This is a genomic window from Vibrio sp. E150_018, assembly GCF_053544035.1.
The window spans coordinates 185,226-206,828 of sequence record NZ_JBHGNY010000001.1 but is presented as its reverse complement, the minus strand read 5'-3'; the positions used below and the strand labels follow the sequence as shown (position 1 = coordinate 206,828).

The 21,603-nt window shown below is 42.1% G+C and carries 19 protein-coding genes and 1 pseudogene; 5 read left to right on the top strand and 15 right to left on the bottom strand.

The features are described from left to right. Window positions 1–244: 244 nt before the first annotated feature. The 4 genes from ACE3G9_RS00970 to gcl all read right to left on the bottom strand — a co-directional run bounded on the left by ACE3G9_RS00970 (window position 245) and on the right by gcl (window position 4,973). On the bottom strand, window positions 245–865 hold the full coding sequence (locus tag ACE3G9_RS00970; protein ID WP_417880452.1) for a TetR/AcrR family transcriptional regulator: 621 nt from the start codon (window positions 863–865) through the stop codon (window positions 245–247). Window positions 866–1,398: 533 nt separating this feature from the next. Further along, window positions 1,399–2,295, bottom strand: a complete 897-nt coding sequence (locus ACE3G9_RS00965) for a 2-hydroxy-3-oxopropionate reductase (RefSeq protein WP_193000825.1) — start codon at window positions 2,293–2,295, stop codon at window positions 1,399–1,401. Window positions 2,296–2,338: 43 nt separating this feature from the next. Then, window positions 2,339–3,115, bottom strand: coding sequence for a hydroxypyruvate isomerase (hyi, locus tag ACE3G9_RS00960; protein WP_449218196.1), 777 nt, complete (start codon window positions 3,113–3,115; stop codon window positions 2,339–2,341). Window positions 3,116–3,197: 82 nt separating this feature from the next. After that, window positions 3,198–4,973, bottom strand: coding sequence for a glyoxylate carboligase (gene gcl / locus ACE3G9_RS00955; protein WP_449218195.1), 1,776 nt, complete (start codon window positions 4,971–4,973; stop codon window positions 3,198–3,200). 460 nt (window positions 4,974–5,433) lie between these two features. On the opposite strand from gcl, the gene aceB reads away from it, so the two are divergent. The 3 genes from aceB to ACE3G9_RS00940 all read left to right on the top strand — a co-directional run bounded on the left by aceB (window position 5,434) and on the right by ACE3G9_RS00940 (window position 8,367). Further along, complete coding sequence (gene aceB, locus ACE3G9_RS00950; RefSeq protein WP_449218407.1) at window positions 5,434–7,038, top strand: malate synthase A; 1,605 nt, start codon at window positions 5,434–5,436, stop codon at window positions 7,036–7,038. 77 nt (window positions 7,039–7,115) lie between these two features. Further along, on the top strand, window positions 7,116–7,547 hold the full coding sequence (locus ACE3G9_RS00945) for a GlcG/HbpS family heme-binding protein (RefSeq protein WP_449218406.1): 432 nt from the start codon (window positions 7,116–7,118) through the stop codon (window positions 7,545–7,547). Between the two features lie 85 nt (window positions 7,548–7,632). Next, window positions 7,633–8,367 (top strand): GntR family transcriptional regulator, encoded by a 735-nt coding sequence (locus ACE3G9_RS00940; protein WP_417880455.1) that lies wholly within the window; start codon window positions 7,633–7,635, stop codon window positions 8,365–8,367. Window positions 8,368–8,612: 245 nt separating this feature from the next. On the opposite strand, the gene ACE3G9_RS00935 is transcribed toward ACE3G9_RS00940, so the two are convergent. Beyond that, window positions 8,613–9,065 (bottom strand): carboxymuconolactone decarboxylase family protein, encoded by a 453-nt coding sequence (locus tag ACE3G9_RS00935; RefSeq protein ID WP_417880456.1) that lies wholly within the window; start codon window positions 9,063–9,065, stop codon window positions 8,613–8,615. 210 nt (window positions 9,066–9,275) lie between these two features. On the opposite strand from ACE3G9_RS00935, the pseudogene ACE3G9_RS00930 reads away from it, so the two are divergent. Then, window positions 9,276–9,468 (top strand): annotated as a pseudogene (locus ACE3G9_RS00930) (IS91 family transposase); the annotation flags it as partial. A gap of 307 nt (window positions 9,469–9,775) precedes the next feature. On the opposite strand, the gene ACE3G9_RS00925 reads toward ACE3G9_RS00930, so the two are convergent. Then, window positions 9,776–10,690: a GlxA family transcriptional regulator gene (locus tag ACE3G9_RS00925; RefSeq protein WP_449218194.1), complete on the bottom strand. Its 915-nt coding sequence runs from the start codon at window positions 10,688–10,690 to the stop codon at window positions 9,776–9,778. A 118-nt stretch (window positions 10,691–10,808) separates the two neighbouring features. On the opposite strand from ACE3G9_RS00925, the gene ACE3G9_RS00920 reads away from it, so the two are divergent. Beyond that, the gene (locus tag ACE3G9_RS00920) at window positions 10,809–11,327 is read left to right on the top strand and encodes a cysteine hydrolase family protein (RefSeq protein WP_417880458.1); all 519 of its coding nucleotides are present in this window, start codon (window positions 10,809–10,811) and stop codon (window positions 11,325–11,327) included. Between the two features lie 266 nt (window positions 11,328–11,593). Here ACE3G9_RS00920 and ACE3G9_RS00915 read toward each other — a convergent pair whose 3' ends face one another. From ACE3G9_RS00915 to cobA, 9 genes are all read right to left on the bottom strand, one after another. Continuing rightward, the gene (locus ACE3G9_RS00915) at window positions 11,594–11,977 is read right to left on the bottom strand and encodes a cytochrome b562 (protein WP_449218193.1); all 384 of its coding nucleotides are present in this window, start codon (window positions 11,975–11,977) and stop codon (window positions 11,594–11,596) included. A 93-nt stretch (window positions 11,978–12,070) separates the two neighbouring features. Next, window positions 12,071–12,862: a phosphatase PAP2 family protein gene (locus tag ACE3G9_RS00910; RefSeq protein WP_449218192.1), complete on the bottom strand. Its 792-nt coding sequence runs from the start codon at window positions 12,860–12,862 to the stop codon at window positions 12,071–12,073. Window positions 12,863–13,269: 407 nt separating this feature from the next. Beyond that, window positions 13,270–13,605 (bottom strand): nitrite reductase small subunit NirD, encoded by a 336-nt coding sequence (nirD, locus tag ACE3G9_RS00905; protein ID WP_417880461.1) that lies wholly within the window; start codon window positions 13,603–13,605, stop codon window positions 13,270–13,272. Window positions 13,606–13,607: 2 nt separating this feature from the next. After that, entirely contained in the window at window positions 13,608–16,205 is a 2,598-nt protein-coding gene (gene nirB, locus ACE3G9_RS00900) for a nitrite reductase large subunit NirB (RefSeq protein WP_449218191.1), read from the bottom strand. Window positions 16,206–16,215: 10 nt separating this feature from the next. Continuing rightward, window positions 16,216–17,130 (bottom strand): ABC transporter ATP-binding protein, encoded by a 915-nt coding sequence (locus ACE3G9_RS00895; RefSeq protein ID WP_449218405.1) that lies wholly within the window; start codon window positions 17,128–17,130, stop codon window positions 16,216–16,218. A gap of 140 nt (window positions 17,131–17,270) precedes the next feature. Beyond that, window positions 17,271–18,275: an ABC transporter permease gene (locus ACE3G9_RS00890; RefSeq protein WP_449218190.1), complete on the bottom strand. Its 1,005-nt coding sequence runs from the start codon at window positions 18,273–18,275 to the stop codon at window positions 17,271–17,273. A gap of 56 nt (window positions 18,276–18,331) precedes the next feature. Then, window positions 18,332–19,696, bottom strand: a complete 1,365-nt coding sequence (locus ACE3G9_RS00885; RefSeq protein ID WP_449218189.1) for a CmpA/NrtA family ABC transporter substrate-binding protein — start codon at window positions 19,694–19,696, stop codon at window positions 18,332–18,334. A gap of 307 nt (window positions 19,697–20,003) precedes the next feature. Further along, entirely contained in the window at window positions 20,004–20,615 is a 612-nt protein-coding gene (locus tag ACE3G9_RS00880) for an ANTAR domain-containing response regulator (RefSeq protein ID WP_417880465.1), read from the bottom strand. Between the two features lie 99 nt (window positions 20,616–20,714). Further along, window positions 20,715–21,590, bottom strand: coding sequence for a uroporphyrinogen-III C-methyltransferase (cobA, locus tag ACE3G9_RS00875; RefSeq protein WP_449218188.1), 876 nt, complete (start codon window positions 21,588–21,590; stop codon window positions 20,715–20,717). Between the last annotated feature and the right edge of the window lie 13 nt (window positions 21,591–21,603).

Sequence of the window (21,603 nt, the reverse complement as noted above, 5' to 3'; positions counted from 1 at the left end):
AGGATCATTTTAGGAAATATCGATGTATTGACATAAAAAATCCGATATCAAGTGGTTTTTGATATCGGATTCATCATGAAGTTAAGGTTAAGCGAGTTAAAGAAAGTTGAAACCAGAATAAATACGCCAAACGAGAATGAAGCAACTCAATCAATACAATCCATCACTTGTCGTATAAGCACTTGTTTATATTGAAGAGTTTATTTAAAAACAAATTGGCCAATAATAGTGGAAACATATCTCCTTAAGTGTTGCTTGCTGAATAAACGCCACAGCCTTTTAAGATCATTGAGATTAAAAACTGTGCTGCTTCATCATAATCTTTGCGGACCAATTTCTTTTTGTTCATCACCCGACAAATCTGCCAACCGAAGTCCGCATACGTTTGCGTCGCCGCCCATATAGTAAACATTAAGTGGTGTGGAGAAACCGCATCCATTCTGCCCTGCTCAATCCATGACTGAAACTTAGTAATGATCATTTCAGACTGCTGTTGCAATTCATCTTCAATATCTTTGGGTAAAGATTTTCCGCCCGACATCACTTCATTAGCAAATACTTTGGAAGCATATGCATGATCGCGAGAGATAATCAGTTTGGTCTTAATATATTCGGTTAACGCTTCGATAGGATCATCAAGCTCTTGAATAGGCTTGGACGATTGCAGTAAGGGCACAGTGACACTTTCAAGTACCGCACGATAAAGGTTATCTTTGGAATTGTAGTAATAATAGATATTTGGCTTAGGGATGTTGGCTTCTTTGGCAATATCTGCCACTTTGGTTGCCGCGTAGCCATATTTGGCAAAATGCTGGCTGGCCGCTTCAATAATGACGCTTTGATTTCGTTCTCTCACCTTTGCCACTTAGTCACTCCCGTCTTGTTACCAAAATCCGTTGTGATTAGTGTTTTATCATAGCGAGCGAGAAATTCATCCTTTTTTTCCAATCCATAGCTAGAAATGGAGATGTAACCAGAAATACGCTTTACGTCACTTGATGTCTTATGTGTCTGAGTATAGGAATGGGATTAAAAAGTCCCGAGCGGCATCATTACCTCATTAATCCGTCGCACACAAAACTAAGATTAATTTTTCAACCACTCGGGGCGCACTAAAGGAGACAAAAAGTGCGGTAAAAACTGAGTCCTTGCGGAATGAAAGGTTTATTCCCAAATACAAACCAAACATGCCAGTTAAATGCAAACACTCAGCTATACCCTTCGTAATTAAAGCTGCAGCTTTGTTGCCAGCGTTCATTCACCTCAATCACATAGGCAAGCTATGCTCATGAGGATTCATTCACTTGTCGCCTCGCTGCAACTCCAATTACTTTGGGTATATAACGAAAATAGAAATTCAAAGGTATCTAAAGCCGATTCCTCTAAATACCAACAATACTACTCACCACGAATATTATGTTTGCCGCGTGCTTCAATGGCTTTGATTAAGGCAGAGTGATCCCAGTTCGAACCATCCATCTCAGCACACTCGCCAAACAATTGTTGAGCGGTTGCAGTATTCGGTAGATCAAGACCTAATTGCTCAGCGCCGGTTAACGCAAGGTTTAAGTCTTTTTGGTGAAGTGCGATTCTAAAGCCTGGGTCGAATGTACCTTTCACCATACGCTCGCCATGTACTTCCAAAATCTTCGAGTTAGCAAACCCCCCCATTAATGCATTACGTACGCGCGCAGGATCCGCACCGGCTTTTGAAGCAAAGACAAAGGCTTCGGAAACTGCTTCAATATTTAACGCGACGATAATTTGGTTGGCAACTTTACAGATTTGACCTGCGCCATTATCGCCCACTAGCGTAATGTTTTGTCCCATCACTTCAAATAGAGGTTTGGCACGTTCAAAGGCCGCTTCACTACCACCGACCATGATCGTTAGCGTGGCATTAATTGCTCCCACTTCACCCCCCGAAACCGGTGCATCTAGGTACTCGGCGCCACATTCTTTAATTTGTTTAGCAAACTCTTGAGTTTCAATTGGCGCAATCGAGCTCATATCAATCACTAGTTTACCTGCTGATAAACCTTGTGCGATACCATTGTCACCAAATAGTGCATCGGCAACATCTGGCGTATTTGGCACCATAGTAATAATCACATCAGCTTGCTGTGCGGCTTCTTTACCGCTGTGTACAACGGTCGCACCACCATCGACGAGCTCTTGAGGTGGCGCAACAAAGTGGTCTGAAACCACAATCGAGTAACCAGCTTTCTGCAAGTTAACCGCCATTGGTTTGCCCATGATACCAGTGCCAATAAATGCAATTGTTGGTGTAGTCATAATCTCATCCTTAAAATTTATTTTTTATGTTCAGTAAATTCAATTACGCCATTTCTTTTAGCCAAATTAGACCTTCTTGAGTGGTCGTCTTCGGCTTATATTCACAACCAATCCAACCGTCGTAACCAATGGTATCTAAATGGTTGAACAAAAATGGATAGTTAATCTCGCCAGTACCCGGTTCATGTCGACCTGGGTTATCCGCCAATTGAACATGTTGAATTTGACCAAGATGCTCACTCAAGGTTGGCGCTAGGTCGCCTTCCATGATTTGCATGTGATAAATGTCGTATTGGAAATTCAAATTATCACTGCCGACCTTCTCAATAATGTCGAGAGCTTGCTTCGTATTGGTTAAGAAAAAGCCCGGAATATCACGAGTATTGATCGCTTCAATAATCAAGCTGATGCCATTTTCTTTCAGCGCTCCAGCGGCAAAGCGTAAGTTGCTCACAAAGGTTTCTTCTGCTTGCTGCACTGTCACGCCATCTGGCACGATACCCGCAAGGCAGTTCACTTGGTTACAATCAAGTGCTTTGGCATATTGAATCGCTTTAGTGACGCCTTGTTGGAATTCTTCTACTCGACTTGGATCCACCGCAATACCGCGATCACCCGCGAGCCAATCACCAGCCGGTAGGTTGAATAACACTTGTTTTAGCTGGTTTGATTCCAATACACCTTTGATGGTGCTAGCTTCAAAATCATAAGGAAATAGGTACTCTACTCCCTGAAATCCAGCTTGTGCTGCTTGTTCAAAGCGTTGTAAAAAATCCACTTCGGTAAATAGCATTGATAGATTTGCCGCAAACTTAGGCATATCCTTCTCCTTTTTCTGCCACTAAAAATAGATATTCAAGCATTGAAGAAACTGCCAATGTGACAGCCCTTCAATGATGTTATTATTGGTTAAAAGTAATCGCAGTTGGGGCGTCTCCTTGCTCCCCAGCTAAGCTTTCAAACTCATTAATGCCGTCGATTTCCACACCCATTGCGATGTTGGTCACGCGCTCTAAAATAAATTCCACCACCACTGGTACACGGTGTTTTTCCATCAATTTCTTCGCTTCTTCAAACGCGGCTGGTGCATCTTCAGGAGTACGAACACGAATCGCTTTACACCCTAGCCCTTCCACCACCGCGATATGATCGACTCCATAACCTTCCATTTCTGGTGCGTTTTGGTTTTCAAAAGCAAGCTGTACACAGTAATCAATATCGAACTGACGCTGAGCCTGACGAATCAACCCAAGGTAAGAGTTGTTCACGACGACATGGATATACGGCAGATTGAACTGCGCGCCGGCGGCCAATTCTTCGATCATAAATTGGAAATCGTAGTCGCCTGAAATCGCTACAATCGGACGATTTGGATCGGCCGCGCGAACACCTAGCGCAGCCGGAATCGTCCAACCGAGTGGGCCCGCTTGACCACAGTTGATCCAATGACGAGGTTTATAAACATGTAAGAACTGCGCAGCAGCAATTTGCGACAAACCAATAGTGCTGACGTAACAGGTATCCTCACCAAACGCCTTGTTCATTTCTTCGTAAACCCGCATTGGTTTCATTGGTACTTCTTCAAAGTGAGTTTTACGCAGCATGCTTGATTTACGCTCAATACACTCGCCAACCCAGCTAGAACGATCTTTTAATTTGCCTGCCGCTTGCATTTCTTTCGCCACATCTAAGAACAGCGTTAATGCCGATTTTGCATCTGACACAATGCCAAGATCTGGGCAGAACACGCGGCCAATTTGCGTCGGTTCAATATCCACATGCACAAACTTACGACCTTGGGTATACACATCAACCGAGCCGGTATGACGGTTTGCCCAGCGGTTACCAATGCCTAATACAAAATCAGACGCGAGCATGGTGGCATTACCGTAACGGTGCGAAGTTTGCAGCCCAACCATGCCTGCCATTAGTTCATGGTTATCTGGAATACTGCCCCAACCCATTAATGTTGGAATCACCGGAACATTTAAGATCTCGGCAAGTTCTTGTAACTCGGCACTTGCACCAGCATTAATCACACCACCACCAGACACGATCAAAGGTTTGTCCGATTCGGTTAACATTGTCAGTGCTTTTTCTACTTGACTACGGGTTGCGGTTGGTTGATACGGCTCGAGCGGTTCATAAGTATCAATATCAAATTCGATTTCAGCCAATTGAACATCAATCGGTAGATCGATTAATACCGGGCCCGGACGCCCTGAACGCATGATGTGAAATGCTTGCTGGAATGCTCGTGGCACTAACGCGGGCTCTAACACAGTGGTCGCCCATTTGGTCACTGGTTTGGCAATGGATTCAATATCCACTGCTTGGAAATCTTCTTTATGCAAACGAGCACGTGGTGCTTGACCGGTAATACATAAAATTGGAATTGAATCAGCTGATGCCGAATATAAGCCAGTGATCATATCGGTGCCCGCTGGGCCAGAAGTTCCAATACACACCCCAATATTTTTATCATTGGTACGGGTGTAGCCTTCTGCCATATGTGAAGCACCTTCCACATGGCGCGCTAGTACATGATCAATACCACCAATTTTTTTCATCGCTGCATAAAATGGGTTGATTGCCGCACCAGGTACACCAAATGCGATATCCACCCCTTCTCTTTTTAATACTTCCACTGCAGCTTCAATCGCTTTCATTTTAGCCATAACTCAAGTCCCTTTTAATATTGTATACAATTAAAAATACACTACCCAGTCTAGACGCGACAATTTGAATTGTGCAAATAAAAAACAAAAATATTTTTAAATAAAGTGCTTATATTGAGTTAAACCACTGCTTACAAAGCAATTAAAACTGATCCGACCAAGTATTGTACATTTTGTTTAAGTGCACAAAACGTTAAATAAACTTTGATCTTTTGTGAAAACGAGGATATACCTAGACAAGAAATAAAACATTAATGTACACAATATTGTTTAGATAAACACAAATACAAGAAATATGTAGATAAGATTCATATCAATCAAATTAATGAGTTGATCATTAGTGAGATTGGTATTCAAAACTCAAAATCACCCCAACGCTTTTGGGTTTACCCATATTGACTGCTCGTACATGTTCATAAAGGAGACGATTATGCACAGCACTGAGGACCGAGAAACAGATATGCAATCCCAGCAATCGCGCGCGATTAATGTGGTTGGTGAATTATCCACAGAACAACAAAAGGCCATTCTTTCAGAACCTGCTTTGGATTTTCTGAATGCCTTAGTGACAACGTTCAGCGCGCCATTAGAGCAAGCGCTACACCTACGACGTGAACGTCAAAAACAATTTGATGCTGGCACACTTCCTGATTTCCGTGAAGACACCAAAAACATTCGCGAAGATAAAAGCTGGAAAGTCGCTCCGATCCCAAAAACATTACAGGATCGTCGGGTCGAAATCACTGGCCCTGTTGAGCGCAAGATGGTGATTAACGCCCTTAATTCAGGGGCAAAAATCTTCATGTGCTGTTTTGAAGATGCATCTTCTCCAACATGGGAGAACATGCTAGATGGGCAAGTCAATTTACGTGATGCCAATGCTGGCACCATCAGTTACTACGATGAGAAAAAAGATAAACAATATGATCTCGTTGCAGAGCCTGCGCAGTTACTGGCTCGCCCTCGTGGCTTGCATCTACCTGAACGTCATATTGAATATAACGGCCAGCCAATCCCAGGTTGTTTAATGGATTTTGCTTTGTACTTTTTCCATAACTACCAAACCCGCGCCAAACAAGGCGAAGGTGTGTACTACTACATTCCTAAGCTAGAAAGTATGGAAGAAGCCAAGTGGTGGGATGATGTATTCCGCTTTACCGAAGAGTACTTCAAAGTAGACATCGGCACGATTCGCGCGACAGTATTAATTGAAACTCTTCCAGCAGTATTCCAAATGGAAGAAATGCTGTATGTGATGCGTGAACATATTGTAGCAATGAACTGTGGCCGCTGGGATTACATCTTCAGCTACATCAAAACATTGAAAAACCATAAAGACCGCATCTTGCCAGACCGCCACAGCGTAGGTATGGACAAACCGTTCTTGAACGCTTACAGCCAACTATTGGTGAAAACTTGTCATGCTCGCGGTGCACTCGCAATGGGCGGTATGTCAGCATTTATTCCAAATTCCGACCCTGCGGTTATGCAACAGGTGTTGACCAAGGTAGAAGAAGATAAGAACCGTGAATCTTCTAACGGTCATGATGGTACTTGGGTTGCTCATCCGAAGTTAGTGGATGTGGCAATGGAGATTTTTGATAACAAATTGGGTGGGCAAGTCAATCAAATGGATTTTGACAGCAGCCATGTAGGTAACATTACTGCAGAACAATTACTCGCGCCATGTGAAGGACCACGTAATGAAGAAGGCTTACGTAAAAATATTCGTATCGCGCTTTATTACATTGAAGCCTGGATCAGCGGTGTAGGTTGTGTACCAATCTACGGCCTAATGGAAGATGCGGCAACGGCAGAAATCTCTCGTGCCAGCATCTGGCAGTGGATTAAACACGGCGTGAAACTAGACGATGGCCAAGTGGTAACAGAGGAGTATTTCCGAACTCTGTTGGCAGAAGAATTAATTACGATTAAACAAGAAGTTGGCGAGCAACGTTATGCTCAAGGACGATTTGAAGAAACGGCCAAGATGTTCGATACCTTATCGACCCAAGACGATTTTGCAGAGTTCTTGACTCTACCGAGCTACCCGCTTCTTTGTTAATAACCACAACTTGCCCCCTCGACTTTAACCGAGCCTTTAAAAGCCGAGGGTGGTAAGTTTTATTAATGAGGATCCTGATCATGAGTTTGACACTGCAACAAGCATTAAGTATTACCCAAGGTGCGTTTAGCACCGCATTAGACTTAAAAAGTGCTCCACTCACTGTGGCTGTTTTAGACAGTGGTGGTAAACTGGTTTCCCTACAACGGCAAGACGGTTCTAGCATGATGCGGCCTGATATTGCCATAGCAAAAGCGTGGGGAGCCCTTGCATTAGGATGCTCATCAAGAAAATTGGCGCAAGATGCCGATGACCGACCAGCCTTTATTTCAGCTATCAATGTGCTAGCTCATGGTAATATGGTTCCTGTGCCAGGCGGTGTATTAGTTCGCAATGAATCAAACCTGGTTTTGGGCGCAGTTGGTATCAGTGGCGATTTATCAGATTTAGATGAAAAATGTGCTCTGGAAGGCATTTTGCATGCAAAGTTGTATTCACCTGACACTTAGATAAACTATGGTCTATAATGTACAATCTATGGACGTTGTTATTATTTGTGTTGTTAACGCCCACCACTTTTCAGCAGATTAGACCATGACTAAATTAAGTAAGTTATCGAATACCAAAATTCAAGCGAAAGCCAATAATCAAACCCAAGATGATGTGGTGTACTGCCACATCTTTGATGCAATTCTAGAGCAACGCTTACCCCCTAGCACCAAGCTTAATGAAGAATCGTTAAGTGAAATCTTTGGTGTTAGCCGAACCATTATTCGCCGTGCATTATTACGTCTCTCTCTAGAGCAAGTCGTCGATATCAAACCTAACCGCGGCGCGACAGTTTCAGCTCCAACCATAGATGAAGCGACCCAAATTCTAAAAGCACGTGAAATTGCAGAACTTGCAGTAACAGAACTAGCAACCGAAAACTGTCACCCTCAACAGATGCAAGTTTTACGTAATCTCGTGACTAGTGAAGATGAAGCAATTGCCAATGGTGATATTGGTCGTGGTATTCGTTTATCTGGTGAGTTTCATATCGAACTAGCTAAAATGGCAAAAAACGCACCGTTATTGCACTTCTTGCGCAGCCTAGTTTCTCAAACCTCACTATTGATTGCTCAGTATGAAGGCAGTAATAACAGCAACTGTTCTCAAGATGAACACACCAACCTACTCAATGCCATTGAAGCTGGTGACAAGCAAACCGCTATTCATCTAATGGAACATCACTTACAGCACATCAAAGCCAACCTGAACTTAACCGATGATGCAACCTCAAGTGATTTACATGTAGTGTTCTCAAATGTGATTCGCTCAAGAGCATAATCAAGCGTTTGCTTAGCAGCATTCAATAAAATGATTAAAGGCAGAGTTTAATCGCTCTGCCTTTAATCATTTTGTAGAGAAGTATAAAGAATCATGCTGGTTGTCTTTGGCTACTTACTGAAACTTACTTTTATACAGAAACCGAGTCAATGGCTTTGCAAATTAGCATTTAACGGATTAGCTGATATATAGGAAAGTAAAACACGAACGAAAACCAATTACTTTAATTCCGTTTAGATGCCTTGTTAGCTTTTGACAACGTAACGGCTTGATATAGCAATTCGGTTCCATAAATTGATTACAACAGATAACCACTGAATAGCAGATAATTCCTTTTCAGATAAATATTTAGCGGCCTCATCATAAACATTATCTGGTACTTGCTTAGTGCTTATTAAGGTGATTTCTTCTAACAACGCAATACTCGCTCGCTCTTTCTCGTTAAAGTAATGGGTGTCACGCCACGCAGATATAATACTTATTTTATCAAAATCAACTCTCTCTTTTTCTGCATCTCGGGCATGTAAACGAATACAAAAAGCACAACCATTAATTTGAGAAGCACGAAGCCTGAGTAAATGAGAAAAACCTATATCGATTCCAGCCTCTTGCAGTAATTTTTCGAGCTCCTTTTCCATCATCACCGCTTGTTGGTACATATTAGGGCATGCTTTACCAATATTAATTCTATCGGTCATAATAAAACTCCTTAAGTTTGGATAAAAAGCTAGACATAATGACTCCCACGAAAGTGCTATCCTCCAATGTCGTGGCTTAGCGAAACCAGAGCCATCACTCGTTTGCTAAAAAACTAAATTAGGAGGCTAGCATAAATAACGATACCACCCTTTTTATTGAGTTAGATACCCATAAATCCTTCACTCAAGTCGCACTTTTAAAAGATAATTGGAGTAAAACGCGTGAGGAATTATGGTTTTTTACGAGGCAATGTCGAACATTACGACGGAAAATCCAACTATTGTTCATACCTAATTCTGCCCCATCGCTAGCTGAACCTAGTATTTTACGGAGCAAAGTCTCTCGGCTTTGCTCTTGCTGTCAGCATGAATGCCATGCGTTGGGATCACTCGAACGAGTTAGCCGAAAGGCGAAAATATAAGGATAATAGCGACCACTATAAAATGGAGGGCTAACCAAAGAAAGAAATCCATTTCAAATATTCAGCGCGTGATAAGTAGATTCCTGCTCTCGCCTAGGCTCGGCTGGAATGACGGTTTCAAAAGATACTCACCACGGACTGATTTATTGAGATAAAAATGAAAATAGCTGCGACAAAGACTAGCTCTTCCCCTTGATAGATGAAGCCACTTGGCAGCAGAAGTTAGTATAAGGGGAAATGGGAGCTACTTTTTGAGGGATTACCAAAGCAGATTCGACTCACCAAGAATCAAGAAAACCTCTTTCGAAATTCTCGTGGAGTTAACCCAACAATATTGATAAAAACCTTTCGACATGCACTAATATCTTCATAACCTACTTGGTTAGCTATCCATTCAAATGAACGATTTGTACTTTCCAAATAGTCGCATGCATTTTGCACTCTGAGACGCTGCAAATATTGATTTGGATTGTATCCCGTCGCCTTTAGAAACCGTCTTTGCATAGTACGTTCAGTTAGGTTCACTTGCTTCGCTAATTGATGTATCGATAACGGTGCAGTATAACTTTGATGCATTATTTGCTGAACCGAAACAACCATTAAATCGCCATGAGCAAACGATGGTTTAAATTGTTGATAATAACTCTGTTCTCTATGCGCGGTGTCGATAACAAGTGTTTTACCAAGTAGGCTTACAACCCTAGGAGAGGAATATTTAGAGATAAGCTCAAACCCGAGATCTAACCAAGACATCATACCGCCGGCTGTAACTATATCACCATGATCAATTAATATCTTATTGCTGTTAAGAGGTATTTCCGCAAACATTTTGGTAAATGTGTCTGCTAACGCCCAATGGGTAGTCGCATCTCTTTTATCAAGCAAGTTAGTTGCAGCAAGAATAAACACCCCCGCACAAGCAGATGATAGAGCGGTGCCTTTAGAGTACTGCTCTCTGAGCCAATCAATAAGTTTAGCTTCAGGAGCTAAGTAATAATCATCTATGGATGCAGGTGGTAGCAAAACAACCGTATAACGACCTTCTATCAGCTCATCATGTGGAATAATGACAGGCTCAAATAAGACCTCAATCCCTTGCTCCCGACAAACTCTACTTGCAAGCAAAAACATCTCTTCAAGACCATAAACCGCTGACTTCAATACTGAAGGATATTCACAAATCCCAATGGATATTTTTGTCATACGACTCTCCATGCTTGTCGATTTTTGCCTTTTTTATGTCATTTTAACCTATAAAAAAAGTGCCGCAAATAGATCATAGTTTCCCTTAACCAACAGTAAAAACAACAGGAAATTAAAAATGAACAAAATTGCATTACTTATAATTGATGTACAAAATGATTACTTCTCTGGAGGTAAGTTTCCATTATGGAATACAGATAAAACATTGATAAACATTAAAGAAATAATTGTTAAAGCTAACCGGAAGCATGTTCCGGTCTTTCTTATCCAACATTTATCTTCGGCCCCCAAAGGAATGGCACCTTTCTTTGAAAAAGGTAGTGAAGGAGCAAATATCCACCCGGAAATAGTGGCGATATGCCCGAATGCTGAAATCATATACAAACAACATGCAGATAGCTTTTATCAAACTCATTTAGAGGAATCCTTGAAAAAGTTTGATATCAAGGAGTTACTGATATGCGGAATGATGACACAAAATTGCGTCACGCATACTGCTATATCAAAAAAAGCAGAAAAATATAAAGTTTCAATTATTGAAGATTGTTGCACGACTACAGATGCAATGATTCATAAAATTGCTTTGAATGCAGCATCACCTCGCATACCCCTGGTTACGTTTACTGAAGTGTTATAAAAATAACCTTATGAAAGTATATTGAAACATCACTGGTACTGGTTGCTAGTGAGTTTCAGCTCTATCGCACAATGGGATGTAAATGGTCTCACACATTGTCCTAGGTGAATGAAGATACAAGGCCTCACTTTCACGTCAGTATTATTAGTGTAATCGATTCCGGAATAACAAGATTGGGAGTCATTTAATCTTTAGATCATAAAATAATTAACCAAGTCAGAACTTCCATTCTAGCAAAAGAAGATCTGACTCGGTTTTATTCATTTTTAGCCGAACAACTTACTCCAAATACTTGGATTACGCTTGTCATGGTATTCCACACGAAGATCATCAACTTGGCGTAATTCTTCTTTAGCCTGCTCAAACTCACCAGCATCAAGATGCGTTTCGACGCTATCTAATGTTGTGGTCAATTTATTAAAGCCTTCTAAGTACAATTCTTGTTTTTCTGATGAGTAAGAGCCTTGTTTAGCTTGATTGACTAGCGCAGTCAGTTTTTCAACGGGCGATTTCATCTCGTCAATATTCTGCGCTTTTGCGGCATGATTAAATTCAATTTTCATTTCTTTCATTGTCGCTTTCAGGTCAACCCCAGAAGCATACACATTAGCGGTCAATAATAAGGCGATAAATGGAATTAACTTTTTCATTTACAGTTTTCCTAGTATTTAAATACAGTCAGCAGTGTAACGAAAGCCGTCCGTTAGGCACAAGCAAAAGTTACGGTTAAAAGGAGTAAGTCTCTATTTCATATAACTATTTATCTTAAATCGCCCCCAAACTTTCTCAATAACGACAACACTCAGCACGCTAATGATGGCGGCGAGGCAAGTTGAAGCAAAAACATCTTGTGGCCAGTGCATACCTAATAACATACGGCTCGTTCCCATGCTTAAACCCCATAGAAATACCATGATATTTAAGCTTGTTGCGCCAGAGAGAAGTAAGTAATAGCTGGCGATTAACGTTAAAGTAATCGCAAAAATAGTGTGGCCTGATGGAAAAGCAAAACCTACTTCATGTGCCCAGTGATGTTGCAAACTATTGGAAACATTAAGTGGTGGATTGGTATTTAATTGCTGAGGATCAGATTCACTACGGTATTGCTGCAATGCTATTTCAACATTCGCACTACGTTGCTTGTTTTCTTGTTGATAAAAAGTGCTTAAATCAATGGGAGAATCAGTTTGCTGACTAAGCCAAGTAAAATTAGGTCTTGGCTCTTCAAAGTATGATTTCAAACCATGATTAAACGTAAAACTAATTGTTAAGCCAAACAAAGTGGCAAGTACCATTTTCTGCCAGTGAAGCTTGTTCATAAACTTAAAGCTGATCGCCCAAAATACAACGACTGTTAAAATTGCATACGGAGCCGTGCCTGTTGATGTAAGGGCATAAAGTAAATTTGCAAACCAACTCGATAAATCTAACCAAGGAAACACTTGCTGGCCAGTTAACAGCAACCCACTAGGAACTACCACTAAACCTAACCATATTAACGCTAAACGAACATACACTGGATATTGAGATACCACATACACCTCTTAATTAAAAAACGGCTACACAGATAAGCTGAAACATGACCAAGCTAATAGAGTAAAAAAACACAAACGACTTTTAATAAATAATCTGCCCATATTATTGACTAGATATAAGCTTAAAGGTTTACTTTTTACTCGTAGAATTGCAGCTTCTATGTTACGAAATATTTCTTTGTTACTTATTCCATTTACTAGGGTTTGTTGAACTAGTCTTTTTTGGGAGGAATGTAGTTGCACCACCTAATCGCAGTGATGGTTCGAATAGCATGCTCATTAATACGCGTTATTTTGCCAAAGTACTGGTGCAACGATTGTGAGTGGCTTAAAGCGAGTAGTGATTAATCGATCGTTGCTCGTAATTTGAAACCAATACCGAATTACGAGCAACGAAATAAAACAGATTAACGACTAATCCAAACCGCTTCTTGCTCTACCTTCACTTGCCAGGTTTTCACTTGGATTTCCGGTTGTTCAACACATTGCCCATTCTGTAAATCAAAATGTTGTTTATACAAAGGCGAAGCCACACATGGCGTACCTTTAACATCACCGACAATGCCTCGGCTTAACACAAAGGCTTTACCAATCGGATCCCAATTATCAATCGCAAACACTTGTTCTGATGTTTGTGTTTTCTCTGATGGTAAATAAAACAAGGCAACTTGCTGATCATCCACCATAGCACCCGTACCTAGGTAAGCATTCAATTGATTTAACTCACATACTTTATGCCACATAATTAGGCTCCTACTTTTTCTGATTGTTGCTCATCCATGCTAACTTTTGATTCCGCTTGCTCCTCCGTCGCATCAATAAAAGTGGTTGGAATACGTTGTTCGCGAATGCGTTTATAGGTCATCGGCACGCCATACTCTCCTTCTTCTTTATTGATAAATGGACGGAATTTGGCACGCTTAATTGGATTCTCAACCGCGGTTTTCCATTCACACTGGTAGGTATCAACGACTAACTGCATTTGTTCTTCTAAAGCATCGCCTAAGCCTAAAGAATCTTCGATCACCACCTGTTGTAGATACTCTAGGCCACCTTCTAGATTCTCTAACCATACCGAAGTACGTTGCAATCGGTCAGCGGTTTTAACGTAGAACATTAATACTCGGTCGATATATTGGATCAGTTGTTCCTTGGTCAAATCGACAGCAAATAAATCTGCGTGACGTGGGCGCATGCCGCCATTACCGCACACATATAAATTCCAGCCATTTTCAGTGGCAATCACACCAATATCTTTACTTTGCGCTTCGGCACATTCACGGGTACAACCTGAAACCGCCATTTTGATTTTATGGGGTGAGCGTAAGCCTTTGTAGCGATTCTCAAGTTCAATCGCCAAGCCTATCGAATCATCAACCCCATAACGACACCATGTAGAACCGACACAAGATTTCACGGTACGTAATGATTTACCGTAGGCATGGCCCGTCTCAAAACCCGCTTTAACCAGCTCTTCCCAAATGTCCGGTAATTGCCCCATTTGCGCACCGAATAAATCCACACGTTGACCACCGGTGATCTTGGTATAAAGGTCGTATTTCTTCGCCACTTCCCCTAGAGCGATCAGTTTATCTGGGGTAATTTCACCCCCGGCAATCCGCGGTACTATCGAGTAAGAACCATCTTTTTGTAGGTTGGCCATAAAGGCATCATTAGAATCTTGCAAGCTATGATGGATAGGATCCAAGATATGCTCATTCCAAAGTGAAGCAAAAATCGAAGCTGCAGTTGGCTTACATAAATCACAGCCAAGTCCGTGACCATGCTCAGAAAGTAAAGTATCGAAGTCTTTAATTTCTTCTACTTGGCATAAATGGAAAAGCTCCTGGCGAGAGTACTCAAAGTGCTCACAAACATGATTGTTAACTTCCATCCCCATGTTCGCTAATTCATTATCCAGCACGGTTTTCACCATGTTGCTACAACCGCCACAACCACTACCTGCTTTGGTGCAAGATTTGAGTGACGCTAAGTCATGACTACCCGCATGGATCGCTTCTACCAAGTCGCCTTTCGTGACGTTATGACAAGAACAAATCAACGCATTATCTGAAACTTCGCCGGATAGCATAGAGGTATCAAATAATAGATGAGCGGCATGATCAGGCAGTGGCGTGTCATTCAGGTAGCATTGCAACAAGGCGTCATAATCCGTGTTATCACCGACCAAAATAGCGCCTAATAGTTTGTCACCTTCCGCATTGACCACCAGCTTTTTATAACTGCCAGCAACCGTATCTTGTAGCACCATTTCTTGCGCGCCTTGAGTCATCATTTGTGCGTCACCAATCGAAGCCACATCGACACCAAGCAGCTTTAATTTGGTGCTCATATCTGCACCTTTAAAGCTTTGCGTTGGAATGACGAAATCGCTCAATAAACGACCGCAAGCCACGCGCGCCATTTGATAACCCGGCGCCACTAAACCAAAGATTTTTTGCTCCCACAACGCACATTCACCAATTGCGTAAATGTTCGAATCATTGGTTTGGCAATCATCATTGATCACAATACCGCCACGCTCACCAATCGCTAGTCCTGCCTGACGTGCCAAAGCATCTTGTGGACGAATACCCGCAGAGAATACCAAGACATCGACTTCAATAAATTCACCATTTTTGAAATTCAAACGGTGCTTAGCGGTTTCTCCGTCAGTAATCGAAGTCGTTGCCGTATCAAGGTGAACATGCAGACCAAGTGATTTAATTTTGTCTTCCAATACCCCACTGGCACCAGCATCTAACTGTACAGGCATCAATCTTGGTGCAAACTCAATGACATGAGTATCCACGCCTAACAAACGCAATGCATTGGCGGCTTCAAGCCCCAGTAAGCCACCACCAATCACTGCGCCAGAGCTTGATTTTTCACAAGCTTGGCGAATTTCAGTTAAATCATCCAGCGTTCGGTACACAAAGCATTGCTCACGATCATTGCCTTCAATCGGTGGCACAAAAGGATAAGATCCCGTTGATAGCACCAATTTGTCATAAGCTAACACGTCTTCATCATCCATCACTAAACGTTGGTTATCGGTATCCAGTGTGGTGACTTTGCTGCCTAAGATCAGGCGAATGCCATTTTGTTGATACCAATCTTCATTGCTCAGTAATAAATCTTGATGGCTTTGACCGGAAAATACTGAGGATAAATGGACTCGATCATAAGCAACAAAACGTTCTTCACCAATCACGGTAATGGTGTAATGCTCGGTGGCATTGGCTTCCACTAAACGCTCAACAAGGTGATGCCCAACCATACCGTTACCCACGATTACCAAGTTTTGTTTAGTGCTTGGTGAGCGACTCATTACATTATTCATGGCATACTCCTTATGCGCGTTTAATATCAGAAGCGAAGGTCACTTTCGCACTACTTGATTTAGAGGATGTTGGTTTAGAAGACGTTGATTTAGAAGAGGTTGAAATTGAAGCAGATGGCTCAGATTGAGGCATTGGGTGCAATTGCTTCTCATATAAGAATTTCAATACCGATTGACGATAGCCTTGGTATTGCGGATCGTTGGCGAGCTCCACACGGTTTCTTGGACGCTTTAACTGAATATCCAACACTTCTCCGATAGTGGCAGATGGGCCGTTGGTCATCATGACAATCTTGTCAGACAGCAAGACTGCTTCATCCACATCGTGAGTGATCATAATGATGGTGTTACCTAAGTCGGCTTGAATTTTCATTAATGAATCTTGCAAGTGAGCACGGGTTAACGCATCTAACGCGCCAAAAGGTTCATCCATTAATAGCACCTTAGGTTGCAACGCTAACGCCCGGGCGATCCCGACACGTTGCTTCATACCACCAGAAATCTCATCTGGCTTTTTATCTGCCGCATGGTGCATTTGAATCAATGACAAATAGTGATCGGTTTGCTCTTTGATCCACGCTTTTCCTTTTTGTTGTTTGTGGGCGCTTTGCTTATGCGCAACTTGCTTAACTGCCAATTCCACATTTTGATAAACAGTCAGCCAAGGCAATAGTGAGTGGTTTTGAAACACTACTGCGCGTTCAGGCCCCGGGCCATCGACTTCGCGGCTATCCACAATTACGCCACCATCGGTTGGCAGAGTCAGACCCGCCACTAAATTCAGCACGGTCGATTTACCGCAGCCTGAGTGCCCAATCAGTGACACGAACTCGCCTTTTTTAATCGTTAAATCTACCCCTTTTAGTGCGATAAACTCGCCTTTAGGGGTTGGGAATCGCATGCCTAGTCGGGTTAACTCGACCATCGGACGGTAATATTTATTCTCAGGAAGAATTTCGTCTTCTTTTAACTGCTCATTGATTTTTAATGCTTCCGATACATTCATCTTATTTTCTCCATCCTGAAGATTATTGTTAAACATGTTGGTGGTAAAATGGCACAGAGTTATCTCAGTTCTTGTTTCTTATCCCATGAGATTTTCTTCTGTAGTAACAACATGCCCTTATCAAACAGTAGGCCGATAAAACCAATCACAATCACTGCCACCATGATGCGGCCTAATGAATCCGAACTACCATTTTGAAATTCATCCCATACAAACTTTCCTAAACCTGGGTTTTGCGCCAACATTTCCGCCGCAATCAAAACCATCCAGGCGATACCAATCGACAAACGTAAACCAGTGAAAATCATTGGCACAGCTGAAGGAAGAACGATGGTTTTCACATGTTGCCACCAAGACAAACGCAGCACTTTGCTCACATTCAATAAGTCTTTATCGACACTATTTACCCCAACCGTGGTGTTAATTAGCGTTGGCCAAATACAACACAGGCAGACGGTTAATAATGAGTTAATGAAAGCCTTATCAAACATAGGTTCGTCACTCACATAAGTGGCACTCACCACCATAGTGATAATGGGTAGCCAAGCTAATGGGGAAACAGGCTTAAGCAGTTGGATCACCGGGTTAAACGCTTGATATAAAGATTGATTCAGCCCCATAACAATCCCGACAGGAATCGCAATGACCGTTGCGAGTAAGAAACCCGCGGCAACCGTCAGTAAACTGGTGGCGATTTGATCAAAGAACGTCGCTTTGCCGGTATAAGGTCGAATGCGTACTTCGGCATTCGGATCTTTAGCAAGCTTGGCTTCATTACGCGTTTCTTGCCGATCGTAAAAAGCCTGCTCTTTCTCACGGCTAGCAAAGTGTTCATCCACTAAACCGGAAAACTGTTGCGCGGTTTCATAAGGCCCTGGTAAGGTTCCTAACGAAGTTTGTACTTGTTTCGCGGCTAAGCTCCACATTAAAAGAAACACCACAATCCCCACGGTAGGCAATAACCATTTTTTCGCTTGAGAAATCGAAGCCTGGCTTGAGTTGTATGGCAATAATGAAAAAACATTGTTCTTCTTTTTGGGTGATATCACTGCTGAATTCGACATAACTTTTCTTCCTTGAATTTGTTGTTCATCGTCTAGGGCATGCTGACCTTTGATGATTAGATCGTATCTTTATCTTTCAGACCGATTGGGAACTTTTCTAAATACGCATTTGGCTGCTTACCATCGAAAGTAATGTTGTCGATAAAGTGTTTTTGCGGCGCTTTAAAGCCATCACTAGAGTTAAGATCTGGGAAGTCAGAAGCTTTAAACGTGCCATCATCAATCAATGATTGAGCCGCTTGCTTGTAGATATCTGGACGGTAGACTTTTTTGGCGATGTCCATGTACCAAGAGTCCGGTTTGTATTCAGGGATTTGTCCCCAGCGGCGCATTTGTGTCAGCGTCCAGACGGCATCACTGTAATAAGGGTAAGTCGCGTTATGACGGAAAAAAACGTTGAAATCAGGGATGTCACGCTTGTCGCCTTTTTCATATTCAAAGGTGCCGGTCATTGAATTCGCAATCACAGCTTTATCGGCTCCGACATATTCACTACGCGCCAGAATGCTTACCGCTTCGTGACGGTTTTTGTTGTTTTCTTCGTCTAACCAATAGGCGGCGCGGATCATGGCGCGAACTACACGCAAGTGAGTATTCGGGTATTTTTCTGCCCATTGTTTTGAAACGCCGAATACTTTCTCTGGGTTGTTTTTCCAGATTTCATAATCGGTCACCACAGGAACACCAATGCCTTTAAATACCGCTTGTTGGTTCCAAGGTTCACCTACGCTGTAACCATGAATCGTACCGGCTTCCATGGTGGCTGGCATTTGTGGCGGTGGCGTTACGCTAAGCAACGCATCCGCTTGTAATGTTCCGCTGTTATCGCCTTTATCTGGCGCGTAAAAACCTGGGTTAATACCGCCGGCGGCTAACCAATAACGCAGTTCATAGTTGTGGGTTGAGACAGGGAAAACCATGCCCATTTTGAAAGGCTTACCTTCACTGTTGTATTGCTGAATTACAGGCTTTAATGAATCAGCTTTAATCGGGTGAGCGATTTTTCCATCGGCATCTTTTGCTAAGCTTGGTTTCATTTGTTCCCAAACATCATTTGAAACCGTGATGGCATTACCGTTTAAATCCATGCTAAAAGCGGTGATGATGTCGGCTTTGGTACCAATACCAATGGTTGCACCAATCGGTTGACCGGCAAGCATGTGCGCGCCATCAAGCTCACCATCAATCACACGATCCAGTAACACTTTCCAGTTCGCTTGAGATTGCAATGAAACATACAAACCTTCATCTTCGAAATAGTGCTTTTCATACGCGACAGCGAGCGGCGCCATATCAGTTAGCTTAATAAAACCAAAGGTAAGATCTTCTTTTTCTGGCTCTCCAATGGTCACTTTAGCTTGTGTGATTGGGCTAAAAGCCAGTGAAATTCCAACGGCAAGCAATGAAAGTGTTTTCTTCATGTACGACTCCCTGTCTACATTTTTTCAATAAAAAAGGCGCTACCGATCCTAAGATCGCTAGCGCCTTTGCTATGTATTTGTTGATGACTGACCTACCGCCATTGATAGCTCACTTCATCGATAATTTTAATTTTTCTTCTACTTATGAATAATCCAATTTCCATGCCAACTTTTTGTATTTAAGTATTTCAGTGAGTTAGCTTATATTCGAATAAATCATCATCCGTTTTGATTTTTTATGGTGCAAGTTTGCACTCGTTATATCCATACAAAAAATAGATCTACTATTAAAGGCTAATGCTTTTCCTTAGAGATTAATGTTTTCTAATGTGGCAATCAGGTTTTTAGCCACTTGGCCTAAGGTTTGGCTATTCTTCATCGCCGATGTACGAAGGGCTTGATAGGCTTGCTGTTCATCTAAATGATGCAGTTTCATTAGCAATCCTTTAGCTTGATCGACATATTTTCGGTCTTCTAACTTTTGGTTTAATTTTTGAATTACTTGAGTTTGTTTGATCGCATTTAATCGCACATTTTTGGCGTATTGAACCCATCCCAACAGACTTCCTTCCGTTGAAGTAGATAATAATGCATAGCTATTTGACCCAACAAGGTAATGAGCATCATCGTGATTAAGTTGTTGAGTTAACAGTAAAAGAGGGATTGATTTTTTATCGGAAAATTCAATAGCACACACAAGCTCAGCACAAGGCTTTTGCCAAGCCATGATCAAACAAGCATTAGGTTGGTTTAGCACTCGTTCAGGAAGCTGCTTTAAAGCGCAGACGGTAATATCTTCAAAATCTTGTGCCAGTTGAGCGCACAATTTTACCTGCTGCTCAGTACGATCACAGCAGATAATCAATGGGGTGTTTTTGGTAATTAATAAAGATTCGGAATCAAATAAAGATTGAGCCATGACGTTGCATCCTTGCAATAGTCTAAATATCACTCTTTAATACAAAGCAACATACATGCCCATCACATAAAAAACTGCTTACAAAACAACAAAATAACCCTAAAGTGGTAGGCGTGCGTTTTCTTTTAGTTCTGCCATTAACTCATCACGTAAGGCAACCACTTCCCCCACCACAATCAGCGCCGGTGTTAGCCCTTTCAAACGGATAGCCAACATAGGGAGTTCATCTAACGTTGTGATATACGTTGTTTCTTTGGCACTGCATCCATTACCGATAACCGCGACTGACGTGTTTGAGGCTAAACCAGAAGATAGTAGACCTTGTTGAATTGAGTCTGCTTGCTCAAGTCCCATATAAAAGACCACAGTTTGCCCTGAACTCACCAAACCTGACCATGAGTTAAATGCCCCTTCCATAATGCGCCCGGTCACTAAGGTCACACTACGAGAAACACTACGATGAGTCAGAGGAATTTTTGCAGAAGCGGCGCAACCTATCGCGGCGGTAATACCGGGGATCACATCATATTGAATCCCTTGTGCAATTAAAGCTAAAGCCTCCTCACCACCACGACCAAAGATAAACGGATCGCCACCTTTCAAACGAACCACTTGCTTGCCTTGCTCGGCTTGTTCAATCAAAATCTGGTTAATTTCGTCTTGCTTCAAACTCGGTTGGCCACAACGTTTACCAACATAAATTTGCTCACAATGCTCTGGGATCAAATCTAAAACTTCATGGCCCACTAAACGGTCAAACACTATCACATCGGCTTTTTGAATCGCTTGATAGGCTTTAATAGTCAACAGCTCAGGATCGTTTGGCCCCGCACCTACCAATAGTACCTTGCCCTTTTTATTTTCCCCGGATGGTTGAGCCTTGTTCATTGTTAAATGGTGAATGTCTTGCGGTGGTTCAAATCCTTCGACAACGCGACTCACTTTACGAGTATGCTTTATAATTTGATTGTTCATCGTACACTTCCTT

What these genes read in the sequence shown, in the direction of transcription:
- hyi (WP_449218196.1), bottom strand. Translation starts at nt 3,115, where the DNA reads ATGCCTAAGTTTGCGGCAAATCTATCAATGCTATTTACCGAAGTGGAT.
- nirB (WP_449218191.1), bottom strand. Translation starts at nt 16,205, where the DNA reads ATGAATAATGTAATGAGTCGCTCACCAAGCACTAAACAAAACTTGGTA.
- ACE3G9_RS00925 (WP_449218194.1), bottom strand. Translation starts at nt 10,690, where the DNA reads ATGACAAAAATATCCATTGGGATTTGTGAATATCCTTCAGTATTGAAG.
- ACE3G9_RS00940 (WP_417880455.1), top strand. Translation starts at nt 7,633, where the DNA reads ATGACTAAATTAAGTAAGTTATCGAATACCAAAATTCAAGCGAAAGCC.
- cobA (WP_449218188.1), bottom strand. Translation starts at nt 21,590, where the DNA reads ATGAACAATCAAATTATAAAGCATACTCGTAAAGTGAGTCGCGTTGTC.
- ACE3G9_RS00920 (WP_417880458.1), top strand. Translation starts at nt 10,809, where the DNA reads ATGAACAAAATTGCATTACTTATAATTGATGTACAAAATGATTACTTC.
- ACE3G9_RS00895 (WP_449218405.1), bottom strand. Translation starts at nt 17,130, where the DNA reads ATGGTCGAGTTAACCCGACTAGGCATGCGATTCCCAACCCCTAAAGGC.
- ACE3G9_RS00885 (WP_449218189.1), bottom strand. Translation starts at nt 19,696, where the DNA reads ATGAAGAAAACACTTTCATTGCTTGCCGTTGGAATTTCACTGGCTTTT.
- ACE3G9_RS00915 (WP_449218193.1), bottom strand. Translation starts at nt 11,977, where the DNA reads ATGAAAAAGTTAATTCCATTTATCGCCTTATTATTGACCGCTAATGTG.
- ACE3G9_RS00890 (WP_449218190.1), bottom strand. Translation starts at nt 18,275, where the DNA reads ATGTCGAATTCAGCAGTGATATCACCCAAAAAGAAGAACAATGTTTTT.
- gcl (WP_449218195.1), bottom strand. Translation starts at nt 4,973, where the DNA reads ATGGCTAAAATGAAAGCGATTGAAGCTGCAGTGGAAGTATTAAAAAGA.
- aceB (WP_449218407.1), top strand. Translation starts at nt 5,434, where the DNA reads ATGCAATCCCAGCAATCGCGCGCGATTAATGTGGTTGGTGAATTATCC.
- nirD (WP_417880461.1), bottom strand. Translation starts at nt 13,605, where the DNA reads ATGTGGCATAAAGTATGTGAGTTAAATCAATTGAATGCTTACCTAGGT.
- ACE3G9_RS00965 (WP_193000825.1), bottom strand. Translation starts at nt 2,295, where the DNA reads ATGACTACACCAACAATTGCATTTATTGGCACTGGTATCATGGGCAAA.
- ACE3G9_RS00880 (WP_417880465.1), bottom strand. Translation starts at nt 20,615, where the DNA reads ATGGCTCAATCTTTATTTGATTCCGAATCTTTATTAATTACCAAAAAC.
- ACE3G9_RS00935 (WP_417880456.1), bottom strand. Translation starts at nt 9,065, where the DNA reads ATGACCGATAGAATTAATATTGGTAAAGCATGCCCTAATATGTACCAA.